Origin of the sequence: Oceanobacillus sp. FSL W8-0428 (assembly GCF_038004405.1) — a bacterium.
Taxonomy (GTDB): domain Bacteria; phylum Bacillota; class Bacilli; order Bacillales; family Amphibacillaceae; genus Oceanobacillus; species Oceanobacillus sojae.
In genome coordinates this window covers 2,768,534-2,793,509 of sequence record NZ_JBBORB010000001.1, presented here as the reverse complement: position 1 = coordinate 2,793,509, position 24,976 = coordinate 2,768,534, and the positions used below count along the sequence as shown (strand labels likewise).

The window sequence follows — 24,976 nt, the reverse complement described above, 5'->3', positions numbered from 1 at the left end:
CATCCTGAAAATAAATAGCAGGGCCTATGATTTTATCTGCGCCCTGCTAATGGATGCAGCCGGTTTTGCACTGCTTTTGCAATATTTTTATCTGTTAAAGCATCCAGTGAGAGGTATTCTCCTTCTATAACAGCTGCAAGCTCCTCTGCCAGGCCAAATGTATTTCTCCCGCTTTGGGTATCAATAACAGTCACCGGGAGCTGTTCCTGTGCAATTCTTTTGGCAATCTGATAGGCTTCGCTTCTTGCCTGAGCTGCAGTACCGCCTGGACTCAACGTTTCATTGGCATTCCCATCCGTCAAAATAACAAGATAAGGTATAGCCAGTTTATGAATGCGCTTCTCTTTTTCACATATTTTTAATGCTTTTTCCAGTCCGGCTGCCAGCGGTGTTTTCCCGCCAGTTGGTATTTCTCCTAGTTTCTGCTTTGCTTCTGCAAACTTATTCGTAAAAGGCAATACCTCTTCCGCTCCTGTTTTTCGGAAGGAAACCATGCCAATATGGTCTCTTTTTTGATAGGCCTGCTGAAGTAATTCCATAACAGCTCCTTTGACAACTCTCATGTTTTTTTTCGCTGCAATGGAGCTGCTTGCATCCACTAAAAATAGAATGGTAAATCCCTGCTGCTTTTCCTTTAATTTATAGCGTATATCCTCTTTTTCAATCGCCAGCTTTATTCCCGCAGAAGGCGTACGAACCTTCATAAATGGAGCTGCCACTGTCAGTGTATGATATAAAGAAATTGCTTCAGTGGGTATCTGCACTGCACGGAGCATTCGCCCATTACCTCCAGCAGAAGTCCCCTCCCGATGCTTTCCATTCATTGCATATGGATAGATATATTTTTTCGAGAAAAGGAAATCTGACTGCATTTTCAATGATGTTATCACCTGGTCTATTTCTTCTTCAGAGATCTCTGTAATAAACTGGTTATCCGGCGGTTCTTCCTTTGGAAAAGAATCACCAGGGGCTTCATGATCCTGTCCGCCATTATCCGATGGTTTTGCTTCACTGCCAGAGGATGGATGGCTTTGACCCGTATCCTCCGAATGGTTGTTAGAAGATTCCTCTTTTGCCTGTGACTCTGAATTCTCCTGATTAGAAGATTCCTGCTGCTCTCCCATTCGATGAGAAAGTACATACCCCGCTGCTTCCTCAATATGCTTTGGCTGTACGGATTGATCCGAATCCAAAGCTGCTAATGCCCGAGCTGTTTCAATCAAATCCATATCAGCTTCCTGATTTTTACAGCCCGAACCCATGACAACCTCTACTGCCAGCTTCAGCATTTTTTCAGAAACTTGAACAGTGGACAATCGCTGCCTGACTTTATCCAGTTCTCCCTTTGTATATTCACGCTCTGCGTTCTCTCGGAATAATAAAATATTCTTGCGCTCTGACACATCAAAAACAGGAAGCAGACGGACACATAGCTTGGCATGCTTTAACAAGGATTTATCCAATATTTCCTGGTCGAGGCAATAAAACCATTTTGCCAGGATAGGATAATGAGAGTCCCCGTAAAATGACACTCCCTTATTTTTCAGCAATTGCATAAGTAAACGCTGATTATTCTCCGGCATCGATGCAAATTGATCGGTAATAACCACCTTTGCTTGATGAAAAATACTTTGATTACTTGAGTTCTTCCTGAGTGGAGAAAACAAGGCAAGCTCTTTTTCTCCCAATAATTTTTCTGTCGTAACGTGGGAAGGAATAATAACAGTATCCTCTTTAGGAAAGTAAGCTAAGACCATTTGCAGCAAAGTTGTCTTTCCCGTTCCACTTGCCCCGGTGATACAGATCCGGTCCAAATACGGATTGATAAGCGCTGCGGCAAGGCCACGTTTTGCTTTCAGTTGACCAATCAGGCAATTCATTGATTATCGACAACCTTCTGATTTAACAGCTCAGTCAGCTTCTGATAAGAAGAATTCTCCTTCATCGGATCCTGTAATAAACGGTGTGGCAAGGCAAGCTCTGCCGCTTCGTAAATATCCTCCACCTGCACCATTGTCCGCTGCTTCCATGCAGCCAATGTCTGAGCTGCAGTGATGACAGTGATATCAGCACGGTGGCTTTCAATACCCAATTCAATCGATAAATCAGCTACAGCACGGAGAAGATGATCATTAATCTCAACAGCTGGCAAAAGCTCCTTCGCGCGCTGTATTTGGTATGTAAGCTGATTTTGATCCTGTTCATATTTTTTCTCAAACTGCTCCTGATTCTGTTCAAAATTCAAACGGCGTCGAATAACTTCCATGCGCTCTTCGACATTTTTCTCACTTTCCACATCTATACATAAGCCGAATCGATCGAGCAGCTGCGGCCGAAGTGCCCCTTCCTCCGGATTCATCGTTCCTACTAAGACAAATCGGGACGGGTGCTCATAGGATACACCTTCTCTTTCAATCCGGTTAACGCCCATTGCGGCTGTATCCAAAAGAATATCAACCAGATGATCTTCCAGAAGGTTCACCTCATCGACATATAAAATATTTTTATCCGCTTTTGCTAATATTCCCGGCTCCAGCTTCTTTTCTCCTGTTTTTAGAATATGCTCCATATCCAGTGTCCCTACAACACGGTCTTCTGTCGCACTTACCGGCAGATTGACCACAGATGTATTTGTCAGCACATCAGCCAATGCTCTTACAGCTGTTGACTTTGCTGTTCCTTTTTCACCTTGGATTAATACTCCTCCAATTTTGGGATTAATTCCATTTAAAATTAACGCTTTCTTCATTTTGTCTTGCCCTACAATTGCTGTAAAAGGATAATTTTTCACATTTAACCTTCTTTCCAAAATCACATACGATTATTTAATCTTTTAGAGGATGTTCAAAAAGTCCAAAAAAGATGACGCAACGAATTTCTGCGTTGACGAAGATTTTTCAATGGGGCTGCGATTACTCGCCCCACCAAAAGCGTTACTCACGTATTATAAAGCATACGCTCCGTTTGAAAAATCTTCGCCGCCTTGAACTTCTTGGTCCTATTTATCGGACTTTTTGAACACGCACTTTTAGCGGCATCATCACGATACGCAATAATTCATTATCTTTATCCTCATAGATATCTGCCTGGACATTAAAAACATCCTTAAACATATCCGGGTTCATCATTTCTTTTGGAGTACCCTGTCCATAAATATGCCCCTCTTTAACCACAATTACTTCATCCGAATAAACAGCTGCATGATTGAGATCGTGTAAAACCATAACAATTGTTACGTTTTGAGTTTTTTGCAACTGTGTTACGATTTCCAGCACATCCAGCTGATGTGAAATATCTAAGTATGTTGTTGGCTCATCTAAAAATAAAACTTTCGGCTGCTGAGCCAGGCAAAGAGCTATCCAGGCTCTTTGCCGCTCACCTCCAGACAGCTGAGAAACGTTCCGCTTTCTCAGCGCATCTAATTTAGTAAGCTGAATCGATTCATCAATAATTATCTGGTCTTCTTCATCGAGCCTTTGAAACATCGATTTATGCGGCGTTCGGCCATATGAAATCAATTGTTCCACGGTTAAATCCATTACATCATTCACTTGAGCAAGCAAAGCCAATTCCTGTGCCACTTTCTTTGGTGAAAGCCGGTAAAGGTCGGCCTGCTTCCAATATACTTGGCCATGATCAGGCTTCAGCTGACGGGAGAGGACATGCAGCAGGGTGCTTTTCCCCGAACCGTTCGGCCCGATAATACTGTATATACGCCCTTCCTTCAGTTCCAAATCTATTTGCTTTAATACGCGTTTATCCGAAAAGGAATGAGAAATGGAAGCAGCTTCTAATGCACTCATACCATTTTCCTCCTTAGTAAATATAGAAAAAACGGTGCTCCCAATGCACCCATAATAACACCTACCGGAACTTCAATCGGTGCAAACATAATACGGCCCAAAGTATCAGAGGCCGTCAGAATTGCTGCTCCTAAAAATATAGAAGCAGGCAGAAGCACACGATAATCATTGCCTACAATTAATCTTGCTGTATGAGGAACAATTAAACCGACAAATCCCAATAAGCCAACGACACTGACAGCACTGGCAGCTAACAGCGTAGCAACAGCAGTCATAGAAAAACGAATCCATTCTACTCTGGCTCCCAGACTCTTAGCTGTCCGGTCTCCCAGCATTAATAGATTCATTTTTCGGATACTGATAATTGCAAGAAGGATACCAACAATCGAATAAGGCAGAATCACTTCTACCTGCGGCCAGCTTCTTGCACTTAAACCGCCAACCATAAAATCAATGGTACCCTGCACTCTGTCACTGTAAAAAACCATCAGGGCAGATATACCGGAGCCTAAAAAAGCAGAAATAGCAACACCAGCCAGGATAATCCTGGTTGGCGCAATTCCTTTTTCCCACGCTAAAGCATATACCGTAAAAGCCACAATGGTTGCCCCAATAAACGCAACTGGGGTCAATATATGAGGCAGATGCGGATACAACATTAAAACAATCATACCCGCTAAGCCTGCCCCGCTGGAGATCCCAATAATATATGGATCGGCCAGCGGATTTTTCATAATCCCCTGAAGCAGGACACCAGCTACTGCCAGATTAGCACCTACCAGAATAGCAACAAATGTACGCGGGACCCGGATGTTCCAGATTATATTTTGAAAATCACTTTGGATATCTCCTGTAAAAGTTGTCCAAATATCTTTTAAGGGAATATTTGCCGATCCAAACTGGATACTAAAAATGGTTGAGATTACCATTAAAACAGCAAAAATCACAACAATAAATCCTTTCCATCCGGCTCTATCTCTTAATGCTTCTTTTTTACTCATTCTCAAACACTTCTGGGTACACCATCTCTGCCATATCCTGCATCGTATCAGCATAATCAAGGCCAGGATTGGATAGATATTTTTCGGAAGGGACAATATGGACATTTCCTTCCTGTACTGCTTTTAGTGAGCTCCATGCAGGATTTCCTTCTAATTCGTCCGTTATTGTTTCCTTTCCAGCTTCTTCACTTCCATGGATTGTCATCAGGATATAATCAGGCTGCTGCTCAGCAATTGTTTCTAAACTGTACGGTGCTGAAGTTTGCGAATCCGGGCTGGCTTCCATATCCTTTCCGATATTATTTACATGAAGCAGGTCACCAATCTCCAGTGCAGTTGTATTGGATCTTTGAACAGAAACACTTCTCGGTGTAATATTTAAAACGACGATAGACGGTTCTTCACCACTTGGCAGTTTATCTTCTATTGCCTGCATCTCGTCTTCAGTTTCCTGCAGTTTCTCAGCTGCAAGCTCTTCTTTTCCTAATATCTCTCCCATAAGTGTTGCCATTTCCTTCACATCGTCAAAAGAGCGCATATCTAACAGTGCAAAAGGAATATCACTGTTTTCCATAATGCCTTCTAAATCCGCATGGAAATTCGGTGCTCCAATAACCAGGTCCGGTGAAAGAGCCACCAATTCCTCTGTATTTATCTGATTCACTGTTCCCAATTCAGGTAAATCCTCTGCCTGCTCTGGAATAGGTATACTGCTGGTTGACATTCTTCCAACTGCTTCCCCATCCAGATCATAAATTAATTTCAAAAATTCCGGCGCTAAAACAACAATTCTTTCCGGCTGTCCGTCAAGTACCACTTCTCTGTCCATGCTATCTGTAAAAGCTATTTCTTCTGTTGTATTATCCTGACTTTCCTCTGTTGCTTCCTCCGTTGCAGATGTATCTTCATCCTGCTGACAAGCTGCCATCAAAATAACCGCAAGCATAGCAGCTGCAATTCCTATTATTCTATTTTTTTGTAATAATTTCCCCAAAGTAATTTCCTACCCTTCCGTAATGATTATGATTTATTAATTAAAAAAAATACTGTGTTTGTTTATGTAGTTACACTACCGCTAAGCTGCCACTTCCTTTCTACTAAACTAATTTGTTTAAAAAAACAAACCGTAATGATTACGTATTATATCATTTTTTTGTAAAGTTGCAACCACTTTTGTCATTTTTTGCGTGAAGCAGCAGAATGACAAATGAGCAATGAAGCTAGGTAAAGAAAATACACCCTCTTCTTATATAGCTGAATCAAGAGGGTGTATAGATAATTAAATCATTTAAAATGTTTCTTCTACAAAATCAGTGATTACTCCTATTGCAGCTTTGCTTCCTTCACTTGCGGCAATAACCAGCTGCGGAGGTCCAGCTGCATTGTCTCCCCCGGCATAAATTCCTTTGATACTTGTCCGGCCGTATGGATCTGTTTTAATTCCGCCCATATCCGTCAATTCTAGCCCCAGACGTTCAGCAAAAGGGGCAGCCTGCTCCATTTTGGCAGAGATAAAACCTGCCTCTTTATGCAGCTCTTTCCCATTTTTAAATTGAACCGTTTTTAATTGCCCATTCTCTCCTTGCAATCGTAAAATCTCATCATCTATAACCTCAATTTGCTTTTTCGCTAATATATCCCTTTGTTCAGGGGATAAGCTCTCTTTTCCATTTGTGCAGATGACAATATTCTTATTCCAATTGGAAACCATCTTCACCCCATGAAAAGAAAATGCTCCATCAGCAATAAAGATCAGCGGAGTATCCTTCAGTTCCCAGCCATCACAGAAGGGGCAGGAAAACAGGCTCGTTCCATAAAAATTATGAATTCCCTCGATATCAGGCAATACATCCTTCAGTCCTGTAGATAGAATAATAGTCTTAGCTTCATAATTCTTCCCCCGCTTCTGTTTGAATATGAAAAACAGCGTCAGCAGGATTAATATCAGTCACCCGCTCTTTTTGAATCACTATACCTGGATACTTCTTTAAATCTGCATACGCCGCTTTCCTGAACTCAACAGGCTCAATACCATCTCTGGTAATAAAATTATGAGATTCCTGTGTAACAGCATTACGTGGTGCATCGTCATCCAATAAAATAACTTCTTTTCTTCCCCTGCCTAACACGAGAGAAGCGTTTAATCCGGCAGGTCCTCCCCCGATTACAGCGCAATCATATAACAATATAGTCTCCTCCTTTTTACGCAGAATCTTCTTTACGTAATTTCATTACTATATCGTAATGATTACGATTTATCAAGTTTCATGATTCAAAGTGCGTGTTCAAAAAGGCTGATAAATAGGACCAAGAAGTTCAAGGCGACTAGCTTTTTACGAACGGAGCGTATGCTTTATAATACGTGAGTAACGCTTTTGGTGGGGCGAGTAATCGCAGTCCCATCGGAAAAAGCTCGTCAACGAAGAAATTCGCCGTGTCATCTTTATTGGACTTTTAAAAAAAGAATCTATATAAAGATGTCTCCTCTCCAATAGATTCCTTCTTCATTAAGTATTTTATTGTCAGATACATATTAAACAGTAAGAACCTTAATACCCTTAATGATATTCCAGATGAAATAATAAATATCAATGATAAAGCAAATAGCTGTCGCAATAATCGTTGCGATGAGTAATCCTCCATTTACTTCCCCTGCCCAAAATTGCCCCATGCCAATGGTAAAGATGATGGTTCCTGCTATAATTGTTGCGATAATCGGAATAAGATGTGTCCATAGTGCTTTTTTTGCATGTACTTTTGTTTCTTCATCTCCAAGAATCCAAACAACAACCGGAAATAGAAATGGTGCAAAAAAGATACTAAAATAACATAATGATGATAATATTTTATTTCCTTCCATCCCTTATACTCCTCCAATAATTCTTCCTGAAAAAAATATTTTACATGGTAATAAATTTAGTGTCCATGATAAAGGCTATTATTTTTCATACAGGATTCCGTATAGTAAAATACAGCCTTCTTTCGTTGAATTTTACGGGGCTTTCCCATAGAAATATCTCTATAATAAGTAAAAAAATACCTCAAGGAATCGATTTATCCCCTGAGGTATTTTACATTATATGTAATTTCTGTTTTTTTGGCATGACTGTATTTAATAGTATACATGAACGGAATATATAAGTCTATATTTTTCTTTATTTCATTGCTAAAATAAACAAGACATTCAAGTTAAGGAGGGTTTCACCGTGCAATTTAAACAAGAAAAAGAGAGTTTATCCAAAGCGTTAGCAGTTATCAACAAACAATATGATCGTTTAGCTTCCATACCTGAATACATTGGTGACGATTTTACCGAAAAAGTATTAGAAGATAATCGAAGGCGATTAAGAGAATCTTTAATTGTCGCTAAAAAAGAGCCTTACTTTGCCCGGCTTGATTTTAAAGATGAAGAAAGCGAGGAAGTAAAAGCAACCTATATTGGTAAAGCCGGTGTTTTTGATGAGAATACGGGAGATGTACTGATTACTGACTGGCGTGCACCGATTGCCAGCCTGTTCTATGGCTTCAGCGGGAGTGAAGATGACGTCTATTATCAATCTCCAGATGGCGTCGTAGAAGGTGAAATCTACTTAAAAAGAAATATTGTCACCTATGAACAGGAGCTGCAAAGGGTGGTAGACCGATATATTCGCGGAGAACAGGGATCATCTGGAGGAGATGAATTTCTATTATATAAACTGGAAGACCAAAAGGATAACAGACTGCGTGACATTGTTGCCACTATCCAGGGAGAACAGAATGAAATCATCCGCTATCCCTTGAACAAGGCTGTTATTATCCAGGGAGTTGCCGGCAGCGGGAAAACAACAGTGGCGCTGCACCGGTTAGCCTATCTGTTATATGAATACCGGGAACAATTAACAGCACATCGGATGATTATTTTTGCACCAAACACTATTTTCCTTGATTATATTTCACAGGTGCTGCCTGAATTAGGTGTAGGAGACATTGTCCAGACCACTTTTCCAAAATGGGTTATGACCTCTATTATCGATGATCCCAAATGCAGCCTGGAATCTCTCAGCGAAAGAAGAAAAACATTTTTTGAATCCGGTATATTGGAGCAGAATAATTGGAAAGGTTCTTTAGATTTTCAGCAGCAAATCAGGGAGCAATTATCACAATTAGAAAAAGAATGGCTTCCTGAAGAAGATTTTATTCCCTGGGAAAATAAACAAGGTGTTCCGCTGAAAAAAATCAGAAACTGGATAGAAGCAGATTTCAAAGGAAATCCTGTCACCAAGAAATATGAAAGACTGAAAGCTAAGTTAACGCGCTGGGTAGAAATTGAAGCGAAGATGTATGAAGAGAAAAAAGAACAAGAGCAAGCCAGAAAAGACGGCAAACAGGAATTGCGAAGATATTTACGAAAATGGAAAAAAAGAAAACCTTATGAGCTTTACGCACAAATTTTAAAAAAGATGGGAAGAAAAGACCTTCTGCCGCCGAAGAATAAAATAACTCTGGATGACCTGGCTCCTCTGCTCGATATTCATGATTATTGGTACGGAATAGAAAGAGACGAAAAGTTCGATCATGTTGTCATTGACGAAGCGCAAGACTTTTCTCCCTATCAGGTATCTGTACTAAACGCGCGTACAAAAACAGCATCCTTTACGATATTAGGAGATTTAGCGCAGGGTATCCATAGCAATGAAGGAATTGATGAGTGGAACAACTTTATCAACCTTTTCGGTACATCCCGTGCAAAATTTTTCCAAATGACCAAAAGCTACCGCTCCACCTATGAAATTATTGCGTTTTCCAACATCATTCTTAGTCATCTTACCAATCGCCCCGCTTTTGCAGAGCCGGTATTCCGAAGCGGTGAGGATGTCCATATCCAGCAGGTAGAGGCAGAAGAAAAATCAGCAGAAATCATAAGCTGGGTTCATAAGATGAAAGATCAAGACATGAATACCATCGCAGTTATTTTAAGATCTGAGGCAGAATGTAATGAGATTTATCCAAAACTGAAAGAAGAAATTCCCGAGCTGACAATTATTACAACAGAGGATAAATCATACGAAGGAGGAATCTCCTTATTGCCCGTGTATGTATCAAAAGGCTTGGAATTTGATTCGGTTTTAATGGTTGATGTCGATGAAGAACATTATCCTGAAACAGAACAAACTATCAAATTGTTGTATGTTGGCTGTACAAGGGCACTGCATCATTTATCAGTTATTTACAGCGGTAAAGCATCGAAGCTGATTTCCAAAGGGTAAAGAATTTTGGTTGTATAAAGCCCTTAGGCAAAATTATTTTAAACGGAAGGATAAAAACCCAAAGTCTGCGGATAGAACCTTCATTTAGTTTCATCATTTAAAAAGTGAGTCAGTTTATATGAAAACTGCTCACCTTTTTTAAATGCTATATCCGAACTATCTATTCTTTTCCCTTACTCGCCTGCCAGTTTTTTAAATTCTGCTTGGCTATATTCTGTAATTTCAGCTATTTCGCTGATATTATTCATGTAGCCAGCGTGGCAATCATTTTTCTATTGTTATTTTCTTTCTTAGCTGTTAACTATAAAATGAAATAAGATTTGAGATAAAGTTCTTTTCATTTAAATCTCAAAGAAATTTATGAGCAGCTTGTTAATAGATACTTCATCCTGCAACAAATAAATCCACATATTCCGCAGATTTACACGCTGCAGGATATGTGGATTTATATTTTTAATACAGCGCACATCAGCTTATAAACTCTACACCATAATACGTTAGAACAGCTATAATAACCCCATATATTAAAATACTTGCACCAGCGGAGATGAATAACTTCAGCTTATTCATTCCAATTCCATTGGCAATAACTGCTACTGCCCAAGAACCAATAATAGGTGTAAGCAATACAACAACTAAAGGACCCTGTTTTTCTATTCGATACTTATACTTGCTGTTTGCTAATTTATCCAGCCACTTCTTAATACGTTCAGATTTTGCAAGAAGCTGATAGAAAAAAGCAATCATCGGGACAGGAAGGAAATTTCCAAATCCTGCCCAGATAATTGAAGAAACCGCATCTAACCCCATCACCATTGAAGCAGGAATTGCAACATATATCTCTAACATAGGAAAAAATCCCATGAACCATGCGGACGCTGCCAGCCATAAATAATTCAACATAAATATATTCCTCTCATTCTCTTACACTGTATGTTCTTGTTTTCTATAGTATAATATAAAGTATATGGCTACCGTATACTCAAGTGAAAAGTTGGTGAAAAATATGAACTCTTCCAAAAAACTGATGACAACTGGAGAATTTGCGGATTTATGCGATGTGAAAAAGCAAACTCTTTTCCATTATGATGATATTGGCCTGTTAGAACCTGAATATAAAAACGAAAATGGCTATCGCTATTACTCTATTCAACAAGCTGAAGCTTATAGCATGATTGACATGTTAAAAGAGATTGGAATGTCTTTAACAGAAATTAAAAGCTTTTTACAATCTAAAAACACGAAGAAAATTACTGATTTATTAACAGAGAAAGAAAAACTGGTGGAAATAAAAATCCGGAAAATGGAACGTATACAGCACCTCATTAAAGATCAGAAAAAACAAATTGAAGAAGCATCACAGTTAGACCTTGATCGATTCATTGTCGAGAATATGGAAGCAGAACAGATTGTTTTAAGCGAAAATATTTTAAATTACTCTCATAAAGACATCACAAAAATGATTATATCGTTTATGAAATACGTGAAACAGGGAGAAATCAATGTGGAAAATTGGGGAGCTCTTATTCGCCGGGAACAAATAGAAACAGGAGATTACTTAAATTATTCCAATTTTTATTTACGTGAAAACCAGCTTCATTTAACAGAAACATTTATAAAAAAAGCTGGGAAATATGTAATTGGCTATCATAAAGGAAGCTATATGAATACGTATAAAACATATGAAAAAATAAAAGATTATCTAGATAAGGAAGGATATCGTATTTGCGGTGACAGCTTTGAAGAATATCTATACCTCATGGACGGAATCAGCTCAGGTGTAGAAACAAATTATGTAATAAGAATAATGATTGAAGTAGAAGAAAAAATTAATATCTAATACAATCTGCCGCATTTAAAGTTTTATCAAATGTTTATTAATAAAGCTTAACAATCGATAAGTTCAAATATTAAAGATACCCCCTTCCTGCTTAGATTGACTCATACAAATATTGATATTAACGGAATGATGGATGTGTTTGTAGAATGGAATTAAATGGCGACCTCCCGCTAATCAACCGGGAAGTCACCATCTTCTATTCCCTACTATTAAATCAATATTCTTTTTATTGTCTGCCCTCTTTACAATTCCTTCTGCTTCTCAGTCATAACCGACATGACATTATCCAATAAATTTCGTAATTTATTAATTTCCGCAGCTGCATTAGACAGGTAGTAATAATTCTTTGTTCCCTCCCGGCGGATATCAATCATTCCAATTTGCTTCAGTATTTTTAGATGATGTGATACAGCGGGCCGGGAAAGCTCCGTCGCTTCTGTTAAATCAACTACACGCAACCCTTGACAGGCATGATCATTCAACAAGGCAATAATAATAATTTGCCGTTTTTCATCCCCTAAAGCAATTAAAAAATCCTTTACTTCCTCAAATTCGTATTTTAATTTTTTTATTTCATTTGTTTTCATATAAATCCTCAATTCGTTTAATTGGTATAATCGTTTAAATTATTAAACCATTAAAGCGTAAACAAGTCAACGATGCTGACTATTATCTAAAAAATCTTTCCAGCTTCTTTTAAATTATTTAGTTGACATTTTTTAAAAATCCATCTATCATTCATTATTAGTTCAATCGTTTAATTATTTAAACCAATAAACCAAAAGGAGTTTCTTACAATGAAAAATCAGATGAAAGCAATGCTTATTCATAAATACGGACAAAAAAACGTTGAAATCGAGAATGTACCTATGCCGGAAGTATCCAGTAATGATGTACTGGCAGAAATTCACGCTGCCAGCATTAACCCTGTTGATTTCAAAATTAGAGACGGGAAATTAAGGCCGCTTATCAATTATAAGATGCCATTGATTCTTGGAAATGATTTTTCCGGAACAGTTATCAAAACTGGAAAAAATGTAACAAAATTTAAAGCTGGTGATTCTGTCTATGGGCGCCCTAGAAAATCAAGAATCGGAACTTTTGCTGAATACATTGCTATTCATGAAGATGATATTGCATTAAAACCGGAAAACTTAACATTTGAAAAAGCAGCAGCTGTGCCTTTAGTCGGTTTAACCACCTATCAGGCCTTTCATGATATATTAAACCTGCAGCCAAAAGACAAAATTTTGATTCAGGCAGGATCAGGCGGTATTGGAACCTTTGCAATCCAGCTAGCAAAGCAAATGGAAGCTTATGTCGCAACAACAGCGAGTAATGCCGGAAAAGATTTAGTAGAAAGCCTGGGTGCAGACAAGGTAATAAACTATCGGGAAGAAAAATTCGAGGAAAAATTAGCCGATTATGATTATGTATATGATACTTTGGGTGGCGATTCTTTAATCAATTCTTTTAAAATCCTTAAACCCGGTGGAAAAATTGTATCAATTTCTGATGTTCCAAATGCCCGCTTTGGAAAAGAAAATAATTATCCTTTTTGGAAAACACTTGCTTTTAAATTGATTTCAAGGAAATTAACAAAGCTAGAAAAACAATACCAGGTCCAATATAACTTTTTATTTATGAAGCCAAGCGGAGAGCAATTAAACAAGATTAAAGAACTTATCGAGGCTGAGAAAATCAAACCATTGATTGATCAGATTTTCCCCTTTGAAGACACACAGAAAGCAATGGAATATTCAGAGACAGGAAGAGCAAAAGGAAAAATCATCGTTAAAATCAAGTAGACCCACTCTTTTTATGTGGAGAAGACAGGGAAATTAAAAAATGTTATAGAATAGAAAAAAACCTGGATAGGAGACTTTTCTATTCTATAACATAGTTAAACTAAATCATAAAGAAAATATATCGTTACAATGGTTAATAAAAAAAATACAATAAAATGTAAGCCAAATGTTTTGTTTTTCACTAAAACAACTAATCTTGTAAAAAAAGCGAGAGCCCCGATGGATAATAATATTGGCGAGAAATACACATCCATAAAATCAGGGTACAAAAACAGAGACGCAAAACCAATTATTGCTAATAATATGAGAGCATAATCAAAAGGATTTCTTTTTTTAGCATTCTTCGTATCTTCCAATCTAATTTGTCCCTCTTTTCCCAAAATAAAATGTCCACGAAAGCGTTAACAGTATATAAATATTATACATGAACCAACATAAAAAAGGGAGAAGAATTTAGCATGAAAAAAATATTTATTAATTACTTAGCTTTTATATTAATCTTTTTCGGTATCATACCGTCTCTCCCGCAGCGTATTCTTTATATAAATCACGATAATAGGCATCCTTATTCATAAGTTCATTATGGGAGCCTTTTGCACGTATCTCTCCTTTATCTAAAACAATAATATAATCTGCCTGTTTAATTGTAGAAGCTTTATGAGCAATCACCAATGTTGTCCGCTCATTTTTAAAGTTTAATAATACTTCCTGAATCTGTTCCTCTGATTGATAATCTAATGCAGAAGTCGCCTCATCAAAGAGAAATATAGGTGCATCACGCAATATTGCCCGGGCAATGGATATTTTTTGCCGCTGCCCACCGGATAAACCTGATCCCCCTTCTCCTACTTCTGTAGCTAATCCATTCGGTAAATGGTTTATCAGATCATCAAACTTCAGATTTTTTAATAATGTTTTTATCTCAGTTTCCGTAGCTTGTAAATTACCATAAAGGATATTCTCCAAAACTGTACCGGAGAATAAATATTGATCCTGACTGACAAAAGAAAAATATTGCATTAGCTCTCCATACGTCATTTCATTCGTGTTTTTATTATTAATCTTTATCATTCCAGAATAAGGGAAGAATCCCAGCAGAAGCTTAAAAATAGTTGATTTTCCCGATCCGTTATGGCCGACAATCGCAACAAATTGATTTTCTTTCACTTCCAGACTAATATCATTCAATATTTTCCTGTTTCCTTCATCATAAGAAAAGCTCACTTTGTCTACAGAAATATGATTACTCTCCTGAAACGCAGCTAATGCTTCGGGAAATGATGTAAATTGCCTTTTTTCATTTAAAACACGAAATATTCGTTCACAGGCTGATAAGGATTCCTGCGTTGTTCCCCAAACCTGTGCTAATCCGGAAAATGGCCATACAACGTGATTTAACAGTTGAATAAAGGCAAGCAGCGCTCCTACCGTAATTTCACCTATCAAGATAAGATAAGCACCCAAACCAAACGCAATCAGAAAGGTTAAAAATCCAACTGCCTGTGACGAGCCTTGTAATGCAGCTTGTACTTTTCCTTTCTGCAAATCATAATTAAAAATTTTCTTTGTTAAACCTCCAAATTTTTCAGCTACCTGATTTCCGATTAAATAAGTTCTTACAAAGGGCATATTATTCATTGTTTCCTGGATATAGCTTTGACTTTGTGACACCTGCTCCTGTAATTCACCAGAAATTTTTCTCATCGATGTACCAAAAACTTTTCCAATCAGGATAATTAGCGGACCAATCAGGCCACAAATTAATGCCAGCTGCCATTGGATATTGATTAAAAATATAAAGGCGGCTATTGCGACAAGAGGCCCTTGTATAAGACTAATGAGTGTATTTCCCATCAAATCTCCTACAACGTTTACATCATTAATTATTCTTGAAGAATTTTCTCCAGATTTTGTTTTACTAAAAAATTGCATTGGTAATTTTAAATAATGATCAAACAAACGTAAACGCAGGTTATTTCTAACAAATGAAGAAATGTAATTTTTTATCAGCACATCAAAATAATTTTGTGCAAATGTAAAAAATAGTATGAGAATACCAATGATTAATATAAAGCGAAATTCTTTCGTATTGCCGTCTAAAGCTGAATCCGTAATGTTCATCATAAACCAGGGAAGAGCCAAATCTAAAATTATTCCAGTAAATAAGCAAATCATAAGCAATGCATATGTAAATTTTTTCTTTTTTACATATGCAAATAATTCTGAGTAAATCCCCTTCATCGTTCTGCGTCCCCTTTTCTATTAAAGTGATAAAATATACTGCAGCTGCTAATCAGCGAACTATATTAGAATTTGACAGTTACATTTATGGAAATACCTTTAATAACAAAAGATAATAATATAATTTTTTGATTGGCTTACACAATTAAATATTCCCTTTCTTTACAAACATTTCTACATTAATACTTTAACATTATAACGTTATTATTTATATGCATTTTCAAAAAATTAATACAATTGGGTTATTTATAAAAAACATAACGGCATTGCCTCATCTACCTTTTGAATTTTTATAAAAAATCAGATCAAAACTGTTCTTTACTTTCTAAATAAATTCCTGTATTATATATCTTAATGATACATATCAAAAAGATATAAGGTGAGATAAATGAAAAAATACAACGATACAACATACGCTATCCTCGGCATTTTAACAACTGACTGCCGTTCAGGCTATGAAATAAAACAATTTATTGATAATAGTCTGAACCACTTTTGGAAAATCAGCTATGGACAGATTTATCCAACATTAAAACGGCTGGAAGAAGAAGGCTTGGCAACTATACAGGCAACCTCCCAGGAAGGAAAGCCTGATCGTAAGGAATACTTTCTGACAGCAAAAGGGAAAGAAATATTAAAGGATTGGCTGGAAAAGCCGTTAAAGCAGTTGCCGGTGGAACGAAATGAAGTATTGCTGAAGCTGTTTTTTGGAAATCACCAGACAGAAGAACAAACCATTCGTCTATTGGAGGATTATAAACAAAAATTAGAAAAGATTTATCAGACGTATGAAGGTATTGAAGCGGGAATAGCCAGCCATAACAATAACCAAAGCGATGCGAAATATTGGCTGTTTACATTGGATTACGGAAAGCGGACAACTGCAGCCGCAATGGAATGGTGTGACGCAACGTTAAAGGAAATTTAAAATTTTAGAGGAGGAATCATTCATGGGTAAAAAAATTTACACTGGCAGATACACGACAGAAAACGATCAGGATGTCGTTGTTTTTATCATTGGAATGCGAATCAATAAAAGACTTGCAGTTCGAAAATGGGGTCCCGTCTTCACAGCCATGCCCGGTATGATTAAAGAACTTTATGAAAATCAGGAGGAATTAGGATTTCTTTCCATGGAAAGCTATTTTGGCCTGCGCACCACAATAATGGTTCAATACTGGCGTTCTACAGAAGATTTACTCGCTTATGCAAAAGGAAAAAAACATTTGACTGCATGGCAGAATTTCAACAAAAAGGTTGGAGAAAATGATGCTGTCGGATTCTACCATGAAACCTATCAAATAAAGGCCGGAAGCTATGAATCTGTCTATCGGAATATGCCATTATTTGGGATGGGAAATGCAAAAAAACACATCCCTATCACCGCACAGCATAATTCTGCCCGCAAACGGCTCCAGGGTGTGAAGGTAAATTAAGCTGGTTTCTATTTTATTATCCACCTAAACAAAATAAGCGCCAAAACCTGAATGCTTTTGGCGCTTATTTTTATGATTAACTTTTATCTTTTTGTTCTGTGTTCTCTGTTTTATCTTCCATAATATCATTCGCTGTGCTTTTAAACTCCCGCAATGTTTCTCCGGCAGCCTTTCCAATCTCGGGTAACTTTTTTGGTCCAAAAATAATTAATGCCAGAACAACAATAAGAATTAATCCGGGGATTCCTATATTTGCCAATCCCATCAGAAGTCACCTCCAGCTCTCAAATAAATTTTTTCGTACATTAAACCAGTCTCTTTTGACTCTTTGCTTCCACCAGCTGACCGCCATTTTTTAGGAATTCCATCATTCCTTCTGCTGCACGATAGGTTAAGGCGGCAGCTGTTGTTGTCGGATTGGTACAGCTGAAATGCGGGAAAGCACTTGCACCACATACAAACAGGTTATCCATATCCCACATTTGCAAATAACTATTTACAGCGGATGTTTCTGGATCTTTTCCCATGATTACCCCGCCACCGTTATGCTGAAAGGCAAGTCCTCCGCTGAAATGCTCCGGCATTGGATAAGCCAGAATATGTGTTGCTCCCATCTCTTCTAAAATCTCAACATGTTTTTCTTGAATAAATTCATGTATTGCCTTGTCATTATCTGAATAATCCCATGTAATCCGTATTAACGGATCCCCGTTGGCATCTGTATAGGTCGGGTCCAGATCAAGATAATACTCTTGATAAGGAAGAGTAGCCTTTTGACTGAATATCATAAGAAATCGATTCGCATAAAATAAAGATTTCTCTTTAAATTCTTTCCCCCATTGCGGTGTACCCTCCGGCACTATATTATTCGCTACTGGTGCATTCCCTGTAATACGTGCTTCAATTTGACCGCCATGCAGAAAATCTAAATCATGATGATCTACTAAATCCCCTGTATAGTCTGTTATCGCCATTCCATATGCTCCAGTGGATACATAATTATTAAATTTTTCATTATCAAACAGACCATGCGAAGACGTCACGCCATGATGATCTGTAAAGTTTTTTCCGATTACACCTGTCCCGTTTTCCGGGTTATATGGTTTACCAATTTCAGATAATAACAGCAGCCGGACGTTATTAAATACATAGCTTGTCAATACAACTAAATCTGCTGGCTGCTCGAATTCTTGTCCCGTTCTGGTATCTTCATATAATACACCAACTGCTTTTCCATTTTCATGTAATATTCGAATTACCCTTGCATGTGTTCTCAATTCAAAATTGCCGGTTTTTTTTGCTGTCGGGATTACTGTCATAACTGGATCAGCTTTCGCTCCATATTCACAATAGTTACTTCCGCAAAATCCACAATACTGACAGGCATTTAATGTTTCACCATCCGGATTTGTATATTGCTCTGAAAGTGTACCGCTAGGAATAACAAATGGATTATACCCCATTTTTTTCACAGCCTCTTCAAATAGAAGCATTTGACGATTCTTTTTTAAAGGCGGTGTTGGATAATCGTCCGAACGTTCCGGGTAATTTGGGTCTGGCTCACCAGAAATACCTGCCATTTTTTCAAACTTATCATAATACGGTTCTAATTCGTCATACGTAATTCCCCAATCCTGTAAAGTCATATTTTCAGGGATTTTTTCTTCCCCATACTTTTCAATTGTTTTGGAACGAATCTCAAAATCATAAGGGTAATAACGATGTGTTTGCGCTCCCCAATGACTTCCTCCCCCGCCGATACCTTCTCCGATAACAGCTGTCGATTTATCTCTAATCGGCCGGGCATCTTCTTCAAGTGTATTTCTGACTGTATAGGTTTCATTGGTTAATTTTTCGTAGCCTTCTCCCCTCACCGGATAACGTACTTCATCATGTGTGTGGAGATAATCCTTTATATCCTTCTCTTTTCCTTTATCAAGGCCCACCACCTTATAACCGGCCTTGGTAAGCTCTGCCGCAACAATTCCACCCATCCAGCCGACACCGACAGTAACAACATCCACTTTATCTAATTTTTTCGCCATATTATCCCCCTTTTCTTACATTACATATGGTTGCTTAAGCTCATCGGTTCTTTTTTAACAAATTCCTCTGCTTCTACAACATCTGTATAAGACATATACGCTCCAGGAAATTCCTTCATTCTCCAGCCTTCCATATCCTTATTGCCGCCATATAACGGATCAGCGTAACAACCTTCCAGTGTCAGTTGTCTTAATAGTGCAAAAAATCCAGCGGAAGAAACCAGATTCATTTCTATTTCTCCTGCCTCAAAGCTTTGTAAAATTTCAATTTGTGCATCTTCCTCTAAATTATTGAAAATATCATTATATTTGGACTGGCTGACTTCATTCAATTTACGTAAACCAGTCAGCATGGTATCTCCACGATTTAAAGGAGATTCCCCTTCAAGAAATGGCCGTTTCCGATAGTCGTCTATGTTTTTCCCCCCACGGGGATGCTAACTGCTTATCAATATAATAGGGTGCGCCCAAAGCAATTGCTCCGGGGCCATTTTCATCCTCCGGGAATATGATTTCTGCCGCTGCCGAGAGTGTTAATAAATCTTCAATTCTCGTAAAAAACTGCATCGCTTCTGTAAAAGTATTATGCCCCCCTGAACCATGATGATGACTATCCTCAGAAGCAGGCTCGTACTTCTCTGTTTTAAAAGGCTTACTTATAAAACTTCCTAAAAGAATCCCGCCAACAATTCCACCGGTTGTCATCCCTGCAGTCTTTATAAATTGACGTTTCGATAGATCTACTTCTTCTTGATTATCACTTACATTCTTTTGGTTGACATCTTTGTTTTCTGTCATGTGATTTCCCCCTTTTTTTCAAATCACAACTTCAACATATATATTTGAAGTACCTCCTTTCAAGACAATGGTAGAAAGAACTATTTTATCTATATGATGTGTTTCTGTAATCAGTAGAAAATATATATCTGTAATGCTTCTTGAGATTATTTTTGGTTATATTTAAGAAAATAGGAAAACATAAACATTTTTAATTTTCCAAAAATAAAAGTTAAAACTATTTATTTTAATATAAAAAAACTCCTTAAAATTGATTGACCATTTAAATTTATTCCCTTACGTCATGGTATAAATATATATATGAATAATTTGTCTTATATATAACTGATGTTTAAATAAACATCTTTTCATTCTATTTTCACCCAGTAAAAATATCAGATACTTTGAATCTATATTGTATTTTAGATAAATGATAGAATTTGAAAAAGCAGTCAAAAAAAGGATTAATATTTAATTACAGGGGAACGTTATAACATGTAAGCTAAAAAATACATTACGGAGGTTTTTTTATGTTGCATAAACAACATCAGCAGTTGATTGAGGCACTGCAAAGTTGCATCGTTGCCTGTAACCACTGCTTTGATGCATGCCTTAAAGAAGAAGATATACAAATGATGGCTGGATGTATCCGATTAGACCGGGAATGTGCTGAAATTTGCTCCTATCTTGCACAAGCTTTATGCAGAGATACTCCTTTTACTGCTGAGCTGGCTTCTGTTTGTGCTGCCATTTGTGAAGCATGTGGAAATGAATGCAGACAGCATGATCATGAGCATTGTCAGAAGTGTGCTGATGCATGTTTTCAATGTGCAGAAGCATGTAAAAAGATTGCTTAAATGCAAAAAAAGAAGCAGCTCTGTCGTCCAAAGAACTGCTTCTTTCTACATTATTCCGGTTCAATAGTAACATCTCTAAAGAATGGGAAGCTGCTTGGAAACTGATAGAATCCATTCACTTCATCACGCAAACCGGATAAAAGTACAGAATGATAAATAGGTACAATTGGCGCCTCATCTACAATAATTTGCTGTGCATCGGCATACAGGGATAAGCGTGCTGCTTCATCCCCTTCTTGTCTTGCCTGCTCCAGCAGCTCATCCACCTCTTCATTTGCATAGAAGGAACGATTTCCTGGTGCACCTGCATTGTCGGAATGAAACATTGGATATAATCCATAATCAGCGTCCAATGTCACCGTTCCCCAACTCCCTAAAAACATGTCGACACTGCCATTTGCTGTATCTTCCAAATAGGTGGCCGTTTCTGTCATTTGAATATTTACATCAATTCCAATTTCTTTCAGCTGGGATTGAATAACCTGTGCAATATCGCCTGTATTTGTATCATAAGCCATTAAGGTTATTTCCAAGCCATCTGCAAAACCCGCATCCTCCAGCAATGTTTTCGCTTCTTCCACATCTCTGTCTATGGGTTCTATATTTTCATCATAGCCAAATACAGTCGGGGCAAGAGGCCCTTTGGCAGGTAAAGCAATCCCATTTAGAACACCATTAATAATTTCATCTTTATTAATGGTCATTGCAATAGCCTGACGAACTCTTTCATCATTAAACGGCTCACGCTCTACGTTAAAACCGAGATATGTCATACTGGCACTGTCAGACTGCATTACATGGGTACCTTCATTGTCATCCACTTCTTCAACATTATTGGCATTCACGGGGTAGATAAAGTCTGAATCTCCTGTCTGGAGTTCAGCAATTCGAGTTAAGTCCTCCGGAACAAAATGAAAAGCAATAGCTTCCACTCCAGCCTGCTCTCCCCAATAATCTTCATTCTTTACTACAGTAATTTCTCCACTGACTGCACGCTCCTCAAATTTAAAGTAACCTGTTCCCACCGGATTTTCATTAATAGTAGAAAAAGGCTCTTCACCATTTGCAATTGCTTCATTATCTGCTTCAATCGCTTCCAAGCTGATCATATGACCGCCAGGATGTGCTAAATGGGCAGGTAATGCGGAAAACGGATATTCTGTTTCAATATGAACTGTGTAATCATCAATCACTTCGACATTTTTAATCATGTCAAATAGAAAACCAAGTGGAGAGCCTATGTCTGGATCACGTACACGATCTAAATTTGCTTTAACTACTTCTGCATTAAAGGCTGATCCATCATGGAAAGTGACATCTTCACGCAGCTTCGCCTCCCACATCGTATCCTCGATTTGCTCCAGACTTTCAGCCAATGCAGGCTGTATTTCCAAATCAGTATTCTGTTCTACCAGCGTATCATACAAGGTATTCATTACATATAAAGAATTTCCATCATTTGCAGCATGCGGGTCAAGCGATACAGGCTCTGATGCCAGCCCCGCTTTCAACTGCATTTCTTCAGCAGCCTCTTTGGCAGGGGCTCCCGTTTCGTCTTGCGGTCCACTATCGTCTGCACATGCTGCCATAATGAACAACATAGAAAACAACAAAGCCAATCCAATTATTTTCTTCAAATTTACTCCTCCTATTTTTTTATCATAAAAGTAAAATTACATTCATTTTGCTAAGAATACAATCCTTCTAATTGAGGATAAGTATATCCTATTTTGAATAGAGAGAGAAGAAACAAGCATCTTATTAAAAATATTGACGCAAATGCTTTACCAATGCTTCTGATTAAAATTATTTGAGAATAAATTTATTTTCACTTTAAATATTGCTCTTCTGCCCAAATTACTCGACATTATTAAAAAAAGCTTTTTTATACTTTTTACTCCGTTTTTCAATCTATATAAATGAAAAGAATATCTAATAGGAATAAGAGCAGGCAGACATTTAAAAGATATGATATTTGAATAATGTATAACAGATGAAAAAACAGCCCCAGAAAAATTCATTAAAACAGCTATCCCTTATCTCATATCTGGAATTTAATAAAAACCATCCTTGGTGTCTTTTGGTAAGATACCAAGGATGGGTCTGTTATTGTCAGATATTAAATGTCTTCGGTTTCCATTTGTGCTTCCTCTTCCTGGTCTTTTGGCATTGCACGATAGACCAAGAACCCTAAGATAACCGCAATGACAGAGATCGCAAAAGCAATAAAGTACACAAGCTCGACTCCTGCAATCATTGCTTCATTTATTGTTCCGGGATTCTCAGGTGTGGCTGATTGATTTAAATAATGCTGCTGCCTTGCATTCAAAATACTGATGAATACAGAAACCCCCATAGCACCAGCCACGGGCTGCAATGTCGTCATGACCGATGTTCCATGAGGATATAAACGTTTCGGAAGCTGATTTAACCCATTGGTTTCCGCCGGCATAATAATCGCTGAAGCAGCAAGCATTAATAATATATAACCAACAATGATCATCCACGGTTGTGTATCTGCATCAAGCCGACTCATCATAAACATGGTTCCACTTAACACAAGTGAAGCTGGAATCATCAGCACTCTTGGCCCAAATTTGTCAAAAAGATGCCCCATCACTGGTGACATCACTCCATTTAATATGCTTCCCGGCAAAAGAAGCAGACCAGCTGTTGCAGCAGATAATGCCAACGGTCCCTGCATAAAAACAGGCAAAATGATTTCAGATGAAAACATTGTCATCATAATAATAAGAAACATAAGCACCCCGTGCGTATACATTGGGTACTTAAAAACTCTCAAATCTAAGACAGGATTATCCAGCTTAAATTGCCTTACAGAGAATAAAATAATGGCAGCAGCCCCAATTATAATAAAACTGTACACATCAGGACTTAGGAATCCTGCTTCCTCTTCTCCTACTGAACTAAATCCGTAAACAAGTGAACCAAAACCAATAGTTGAATATACAAGTGATAAGACATCAACTTTCGGCTTTGTAATTTCCGACACATTTATTAAATATTTGTATGCAAATGCTATAGAAAAAAGAGCGAACGGAATTACACAGATAAATAAAAAGCGCCATCCTAAATACTCTACAATAATACCTGAAAGTGTTGGTCCTATCGCCGGCGCAAACATTATAACAAGCCCAACAATCCCCATAATCTTTCCACGTTTATGCGGTGGAAAGATTAGTAAAAACACATTAAAAATGACTGGCATTAATAAACCAGTTCCAGCTGCCTGGATAAACCTTCCAACTAGTAAAATAGAGAAAGTCGGAGCTGCAGCACAGATAATTGTTCCAATTGTAAATATAATCATTGTTCCTAAAAACAGCTGTCTGGTTGTAAACCATTGCAGAAGAACAGCAGAAGCCGGGATAACCACTCCCATGACTAACATAAATCCTGTTGCCATCCACTGAACAGTTGGAAGGGTGACATTAAATTCTCCCATTAACGTTGTTAAAGCAATATTTAACAATGTTTCATTTAGAATAGCAAAAAAAGCACCAATGATTAGTGATAGCATAATCGGCATAACCTTAAAATTCGGGTCTTCTGCCAGGTATTCATATTTAGTTGAATTCTGTTCCGTCATTAACGAAACCCCTTTCAATTTAAGATCTGTAAGATGGCAGCAATTATCAAGCTTTTACATTTTTGTCCAATAAAAAAAGAGAGTTGATTCTCTCTCCCAGCTCAATTATTGGTTTCAAAAAGGCAGACAAATCCCGATTTTGCTACACAAGCAATCTGTTATTCAGTTAACGAGGTTATTCGGAATTAACAGCATTTCAAAACCCTCCGTTCCTTTAAGTAAACTAATACTAACACGTGTTCCCAGCGTCTGCAAGAAGCAAATCAGCTTCAGCCTCTATCAAATATTTATACCAGGCCAGCTGCATTC

At 37.7% G+C, this 24,976-nt stretch carries 24 protein-coding genes; 6 read left to right on the top strand and 18 right to left on the bottom strand.

Annotated features, from left to right (window positions below; translation table 11 throughout):
* Positions 1-32: 32 nt before the first annotated feature.
* The 8 genes from MKY30_RS13265 to MKY30_RS13230 all read right to left on the bottom strand — a co-directional run bounded on the left by MKY30_RS13265 (position 33) and on the right by MKY30_RS13230 (position 7,664).
* Positions 33-1,880, bottom strand: coding sequence for a VWA domain-containing protein (locus tag MKY30_RS13265; RefSeq protein WP_341084225.1), 1,848 nt, complete (start codon positions 1,878-1,880; stop codon positions 33-35).
* Entirely contained in the window at positions 1,877-2,791 is a 915-nt protein-coding gene (locus tag MKY30_RS13260) for an ATP-binding protein (RefSeq protein ID WP_246145223.1), read from the bottom strand. The genes MKY30_RS13265 and MKY30_RS13260 overlap by 4 nt, the downstream gene beginning before the upstream one ends.
* 211 nt (positions 2,792-3,002) lie before the next feature.
* Positions 3,003-3,803 (bottom strand): ABC transporter ATP-binding protein, encoded by an 801-nt coding sequence (locus tag MKY30_RS13255; RefSeq protein WP_341084223.1) that lies wholly within the window; start codon positions 3,801-3,803, stop codon positions 3,003-3,005.
* Positions 3,800-4,804: a FecCD family ABC transporter permease gene (locus MKY30_RS13250; protein ID WP_341084221.1), complete on the bottom strand. Its 1,005-nt coding sequence runs from the start codon at positions 4,802-4,804 to the stop codon at positions 3,800-3,802. The genes MKY30_RS13255 and MKY30_RS13250 overlap by 4 nt, the downstream gene beginning before the upstream one ends.
* Complete coding sequence (locus MKY30_RS13245; protein WP_339285189.1) at positions 4,797-5,798, bottom strand: ABC transporter substrate-binding protein; 1,002 nt, start codon at positions 5,796-5,798, stop codon at positions 4,797-4,799. Before MKY30_RS13245 ends, MKY30_RS13250 begins: the two co-directional genes overlap by 8 nt.
* Before the next feature lie 294 nt (positions 5,799-6,092).
* Positions 6,093-6,662: an NAD(P)/FAD-dependent oxidoreductase gene (locus MKY30_RS13240; protein ID WP_341085647.1), complete on the bottom strand. Its 570-nt coding sequence runs from the start codon at positions 6,660-6,662 to the stop codon at positions 6,093-6,095.
* A gap of 28 nt (positions 6,663-6,690) precedes the next feature.
* Positions 6,691-6,990 (bottom strand): FAD-dependent oxidoreductase, encoded by a 300-nt coding sequence (locus MKY30_RS13235; RefSeq protein WP_341084220.1) that lies wholly within the window; start codon positions 6,988-6,990, stop codon positions 6,691-6,693.
* Between the two features lie 347 nt (positions 6,991-7,337).
* The gene (locus MKY30_RS13230; protein WP_147211938.1) at positions 7,338-7,664 is read right to left on the bottom strand and encodes a DUF4870 domain-containing protein; all 327 of its coding nucleotides are present in this window, start codon (positions 7,662-7,664) and stop codon (positions 7,338-7,340) included.
* 346 nt (positions 7,665-8,010) lie between these two features.
* Here MKY30_RS13230 and MKY30_RS13225 point away from each other — a divergent pair, with 346 nt between their 5' ends.
* Positions 8,011-10,053 carry a HelD family protein gene (locus MKY30_RS13225; RefSeq protein ID WP_147211939.1) on the top strand — a complete coding sequence of 681 codons (2,043 nt, stop codon included), beginning with the start codon at positions 8,011-8,013 and terminating at the stop codon, positions 10,051-10,053.
* Positions 10,054-10,521: 468 nt separating this feature from the next.
* Here MKY30_RS13225 and MKY30_RS13220 read toward each other — a convergent pair whose 3' ends face one another.
* Positions 10,522-10,956 carry a small multi-drug export protein gene (locus tag MKY30_RS13220; protein WP_341084218.1) on the bottom strand — a complete coding sequence of 145 codons (435 nt, stop codon included), beginning with the start codon at positions 10,954-10,956 and terminating at the stop codon, positions 10,522-10,524.
* Positions 10,957-11,059: 103 nt separating this feature from the next.
* On the opposite strand from MKY30_RS13220, the gene MKY30_RS13215 reads away from it, so the two are divergent.
* The gene (locus tag MKY30_RS13215) at positions 11,060-11,893 is read left to right on the top strand and encodes a MerR family transcriptional regulator (protein WP_341085645.1); all 834 of its coding nucleotides are present in this window, start codon (positions 11,060-11,062) and stop codon (positions 11,891-11,893) included.
* 242 nt (positions 11,894-12,135) lie between these two features.
* On the opposite strand, the gene MKY30_RS13210 is transcribed toward MKY30_RS13215, so the two are convergent.
* A complete protein-coding gene (locus MKY30_RS13210; protein WP_147211944.1) occupies positions 12,136-12,480 on the bottom strand; it encodes an ArsR/SmtB family transcription factor in 345 nt (114 codons plus the stop codon).
* Positions 12,481-12,702: 222 nt separating this feature from the next.
* Here MKY30_RS13210 and MKY30_RS13205 point away from each other — a divergent pair, with 222 nt between their 5' ends.
* Complete coding sequence (locus MKY30_RS13205) at positions 12,703-13,701, top strand: NADP-dependent oxidoreductase (protein ID WP_341085643.1); 999 nt, start codon at positions 12,703-12,705, stop codon at positions 13,699-13,701.
* Positions 13,702-13,796: 95 nt separating this feature from the next.
* Here the strand turns inward: MKY30_RS13205 and MKY30_RS13200 are convergent, their stop codons facing one another.
* Both MKY30_RS13200 and MKY30_RS13195 read right to left on the bottom strand, forming a co-directional pair.
* A complete protein-coding gene (locus tag MKY30_RS13200) occupies positions 13,797-14,057 on the bottom strand; it encodes a hypothetical protein (protein WP_156988333.1) in 261 nt (86 codons plus the stop codon).
* A gap of 154 nt (positions 14,058-14,211) precedes the next feature.
* Positions 14,212-15,942: an ABC transporter ATP-binding protein gene (locus MKY30_RS13195; RefSeq protein WP_341084216.1), complete on the bottom strand. Its 1,731-nt coding sequence runs from the start codon at positions 15,940-15,942 to the stop codon at positions 14,212-14,214.
* Positions 15,943-16,330: 388 nt separating this feature from the next.
* Between MKY30_RS13195 and MKY30_RS13190 the strand changes: the two genes are divergently transcribed.
* Positions 16,331-16,870, top strand: a complete 540-nt coding sequence (locus MKY30_RS13190; protein WP_341084214.1) for a PadR family transcriptional regulator — start codon at positions 16,331-16,333, stop codon at positions 16,868-16,870.
* A 22-nt stretch (positions 16,871-16,892) separates the two neighbouring features.
* Complete coding sequence (locus MKY30_RS13185; protein ID WP_077603983.1) at positions 16,893-17,378, top strand: DUF4188 domain-containing protein; 486 nt, start codon at positions 16,893-16,895, stop codon at positions 17,376-17,378.
* A gap of 76 nt (positions 17,379-17,454) precedes the next feature.
* On the opposite strand, the gene MKY30_RS13180 is transcribed toward MKY30_RS13185, so the two are convergent.
* Genes MKY30_RS13180 through MKY30_RS13165 form a run of 4 tightly spaced genes read right to left on the bottom strand, consistent with a single transcriptional unit; the run spans position 17,455 to position 20,221 of the window.
* Positions 17,455-17,643: a twin-arginine translocase TatA/TatE family subunit gene (locus MKY30_RS13180; RefSeq protein WP_147211953.1), complete on the bottom strand. Its 189-nt coding sequence runs from the start codon at positions 17,641-17,643 to the stop codon at positions 17,455-17,457.
* Between the two features lie 40 nt (positions 17,644-17,683).
* Entirely contained in the window at positions 17,684-19,423 is a 1,740-nt protein-coding gene (locus MKY30_RS13175; protein ID WP_156988340.1) for a GMC oxidoreductase, read from the bottom strand.
* Positions 19,424-19,443: 20 nt separating this feature from the next.
* Positions 19,444-19,776, bottom strand: a complete 333-nt coding sequence (locus MKY30_RS13170) for a gluconate 2-dehydrogenase subunit 3 family protein (protein WP_341084210.1) — start codon at positions 19,774-19,776, stop codon at positions 19,444-19,446.
* A 31-nt stretch (positions 19,777-19,807) separates the two neighbouring features.
* Positions 19,808-20,221 (bottom strand): gluconate 2-dehydrogenase subunit 3 family protein, encoded by a 414-nt coding sequence (locus tag MKY30_RS13165; protein WP_341084207.1) that lies wholly within the window; start codon positions 20,219-20,221, stop codon positions 19,808-19,810.
* Between the two features lie 509 nt (positions 20,222-20,730).
* Between MKY30_RS13165 and MKY30_RS13160 the strand changes: the two genes are divergently transcribed.
* On the top strand, positions 20,731-21,057 hold the full coding sequence (locus tag MKY30_RS13160) for a four-helix bundle copper-binding protein (RefSeq protein WP_341084204.1): 327 nt from the start codon (positions 20,731-20,733) through the stop codon (positions 21,055-21,057).
* Between the two features lie 50 nt (positions 21,058-21,107).
* Here the strand turns inward: MKY30_RS13160 and MKY30_RS13155 are convergent, their stop codons facing one another.
* Both MKY30_RS13155 and MKY30_RS13150 read right to left on the bottom strand, forming a co-directional pair.
* Positions 21,108-22,658 (bottom strand): glutathione ABC transporter substrate-binding protein, encoded by a 1,551-nt coding sequence (locus tag MKY30_RS13155; RefSeq protein ID WP_341085641.1) that lies wholly within the window; start codon positions 22,656-22,658, stop codon positions 21,108-21,110.
* Positions 22,659-23,176: 518 nt separating this feature from the next.
* Positions 23,177-24,667, bottom strand: a complete 1,491-nt coding sequence (locus MKY30_RS13150; RefSeq protein WP_341084202.1) for an MDR family MFS transporter — start codon at positions 24,665-24,667, stop codon at positions 23,177-23,179.
* Between the last annotated feature and the right edge of the window lie 309 nt (positions 24,668-24,976).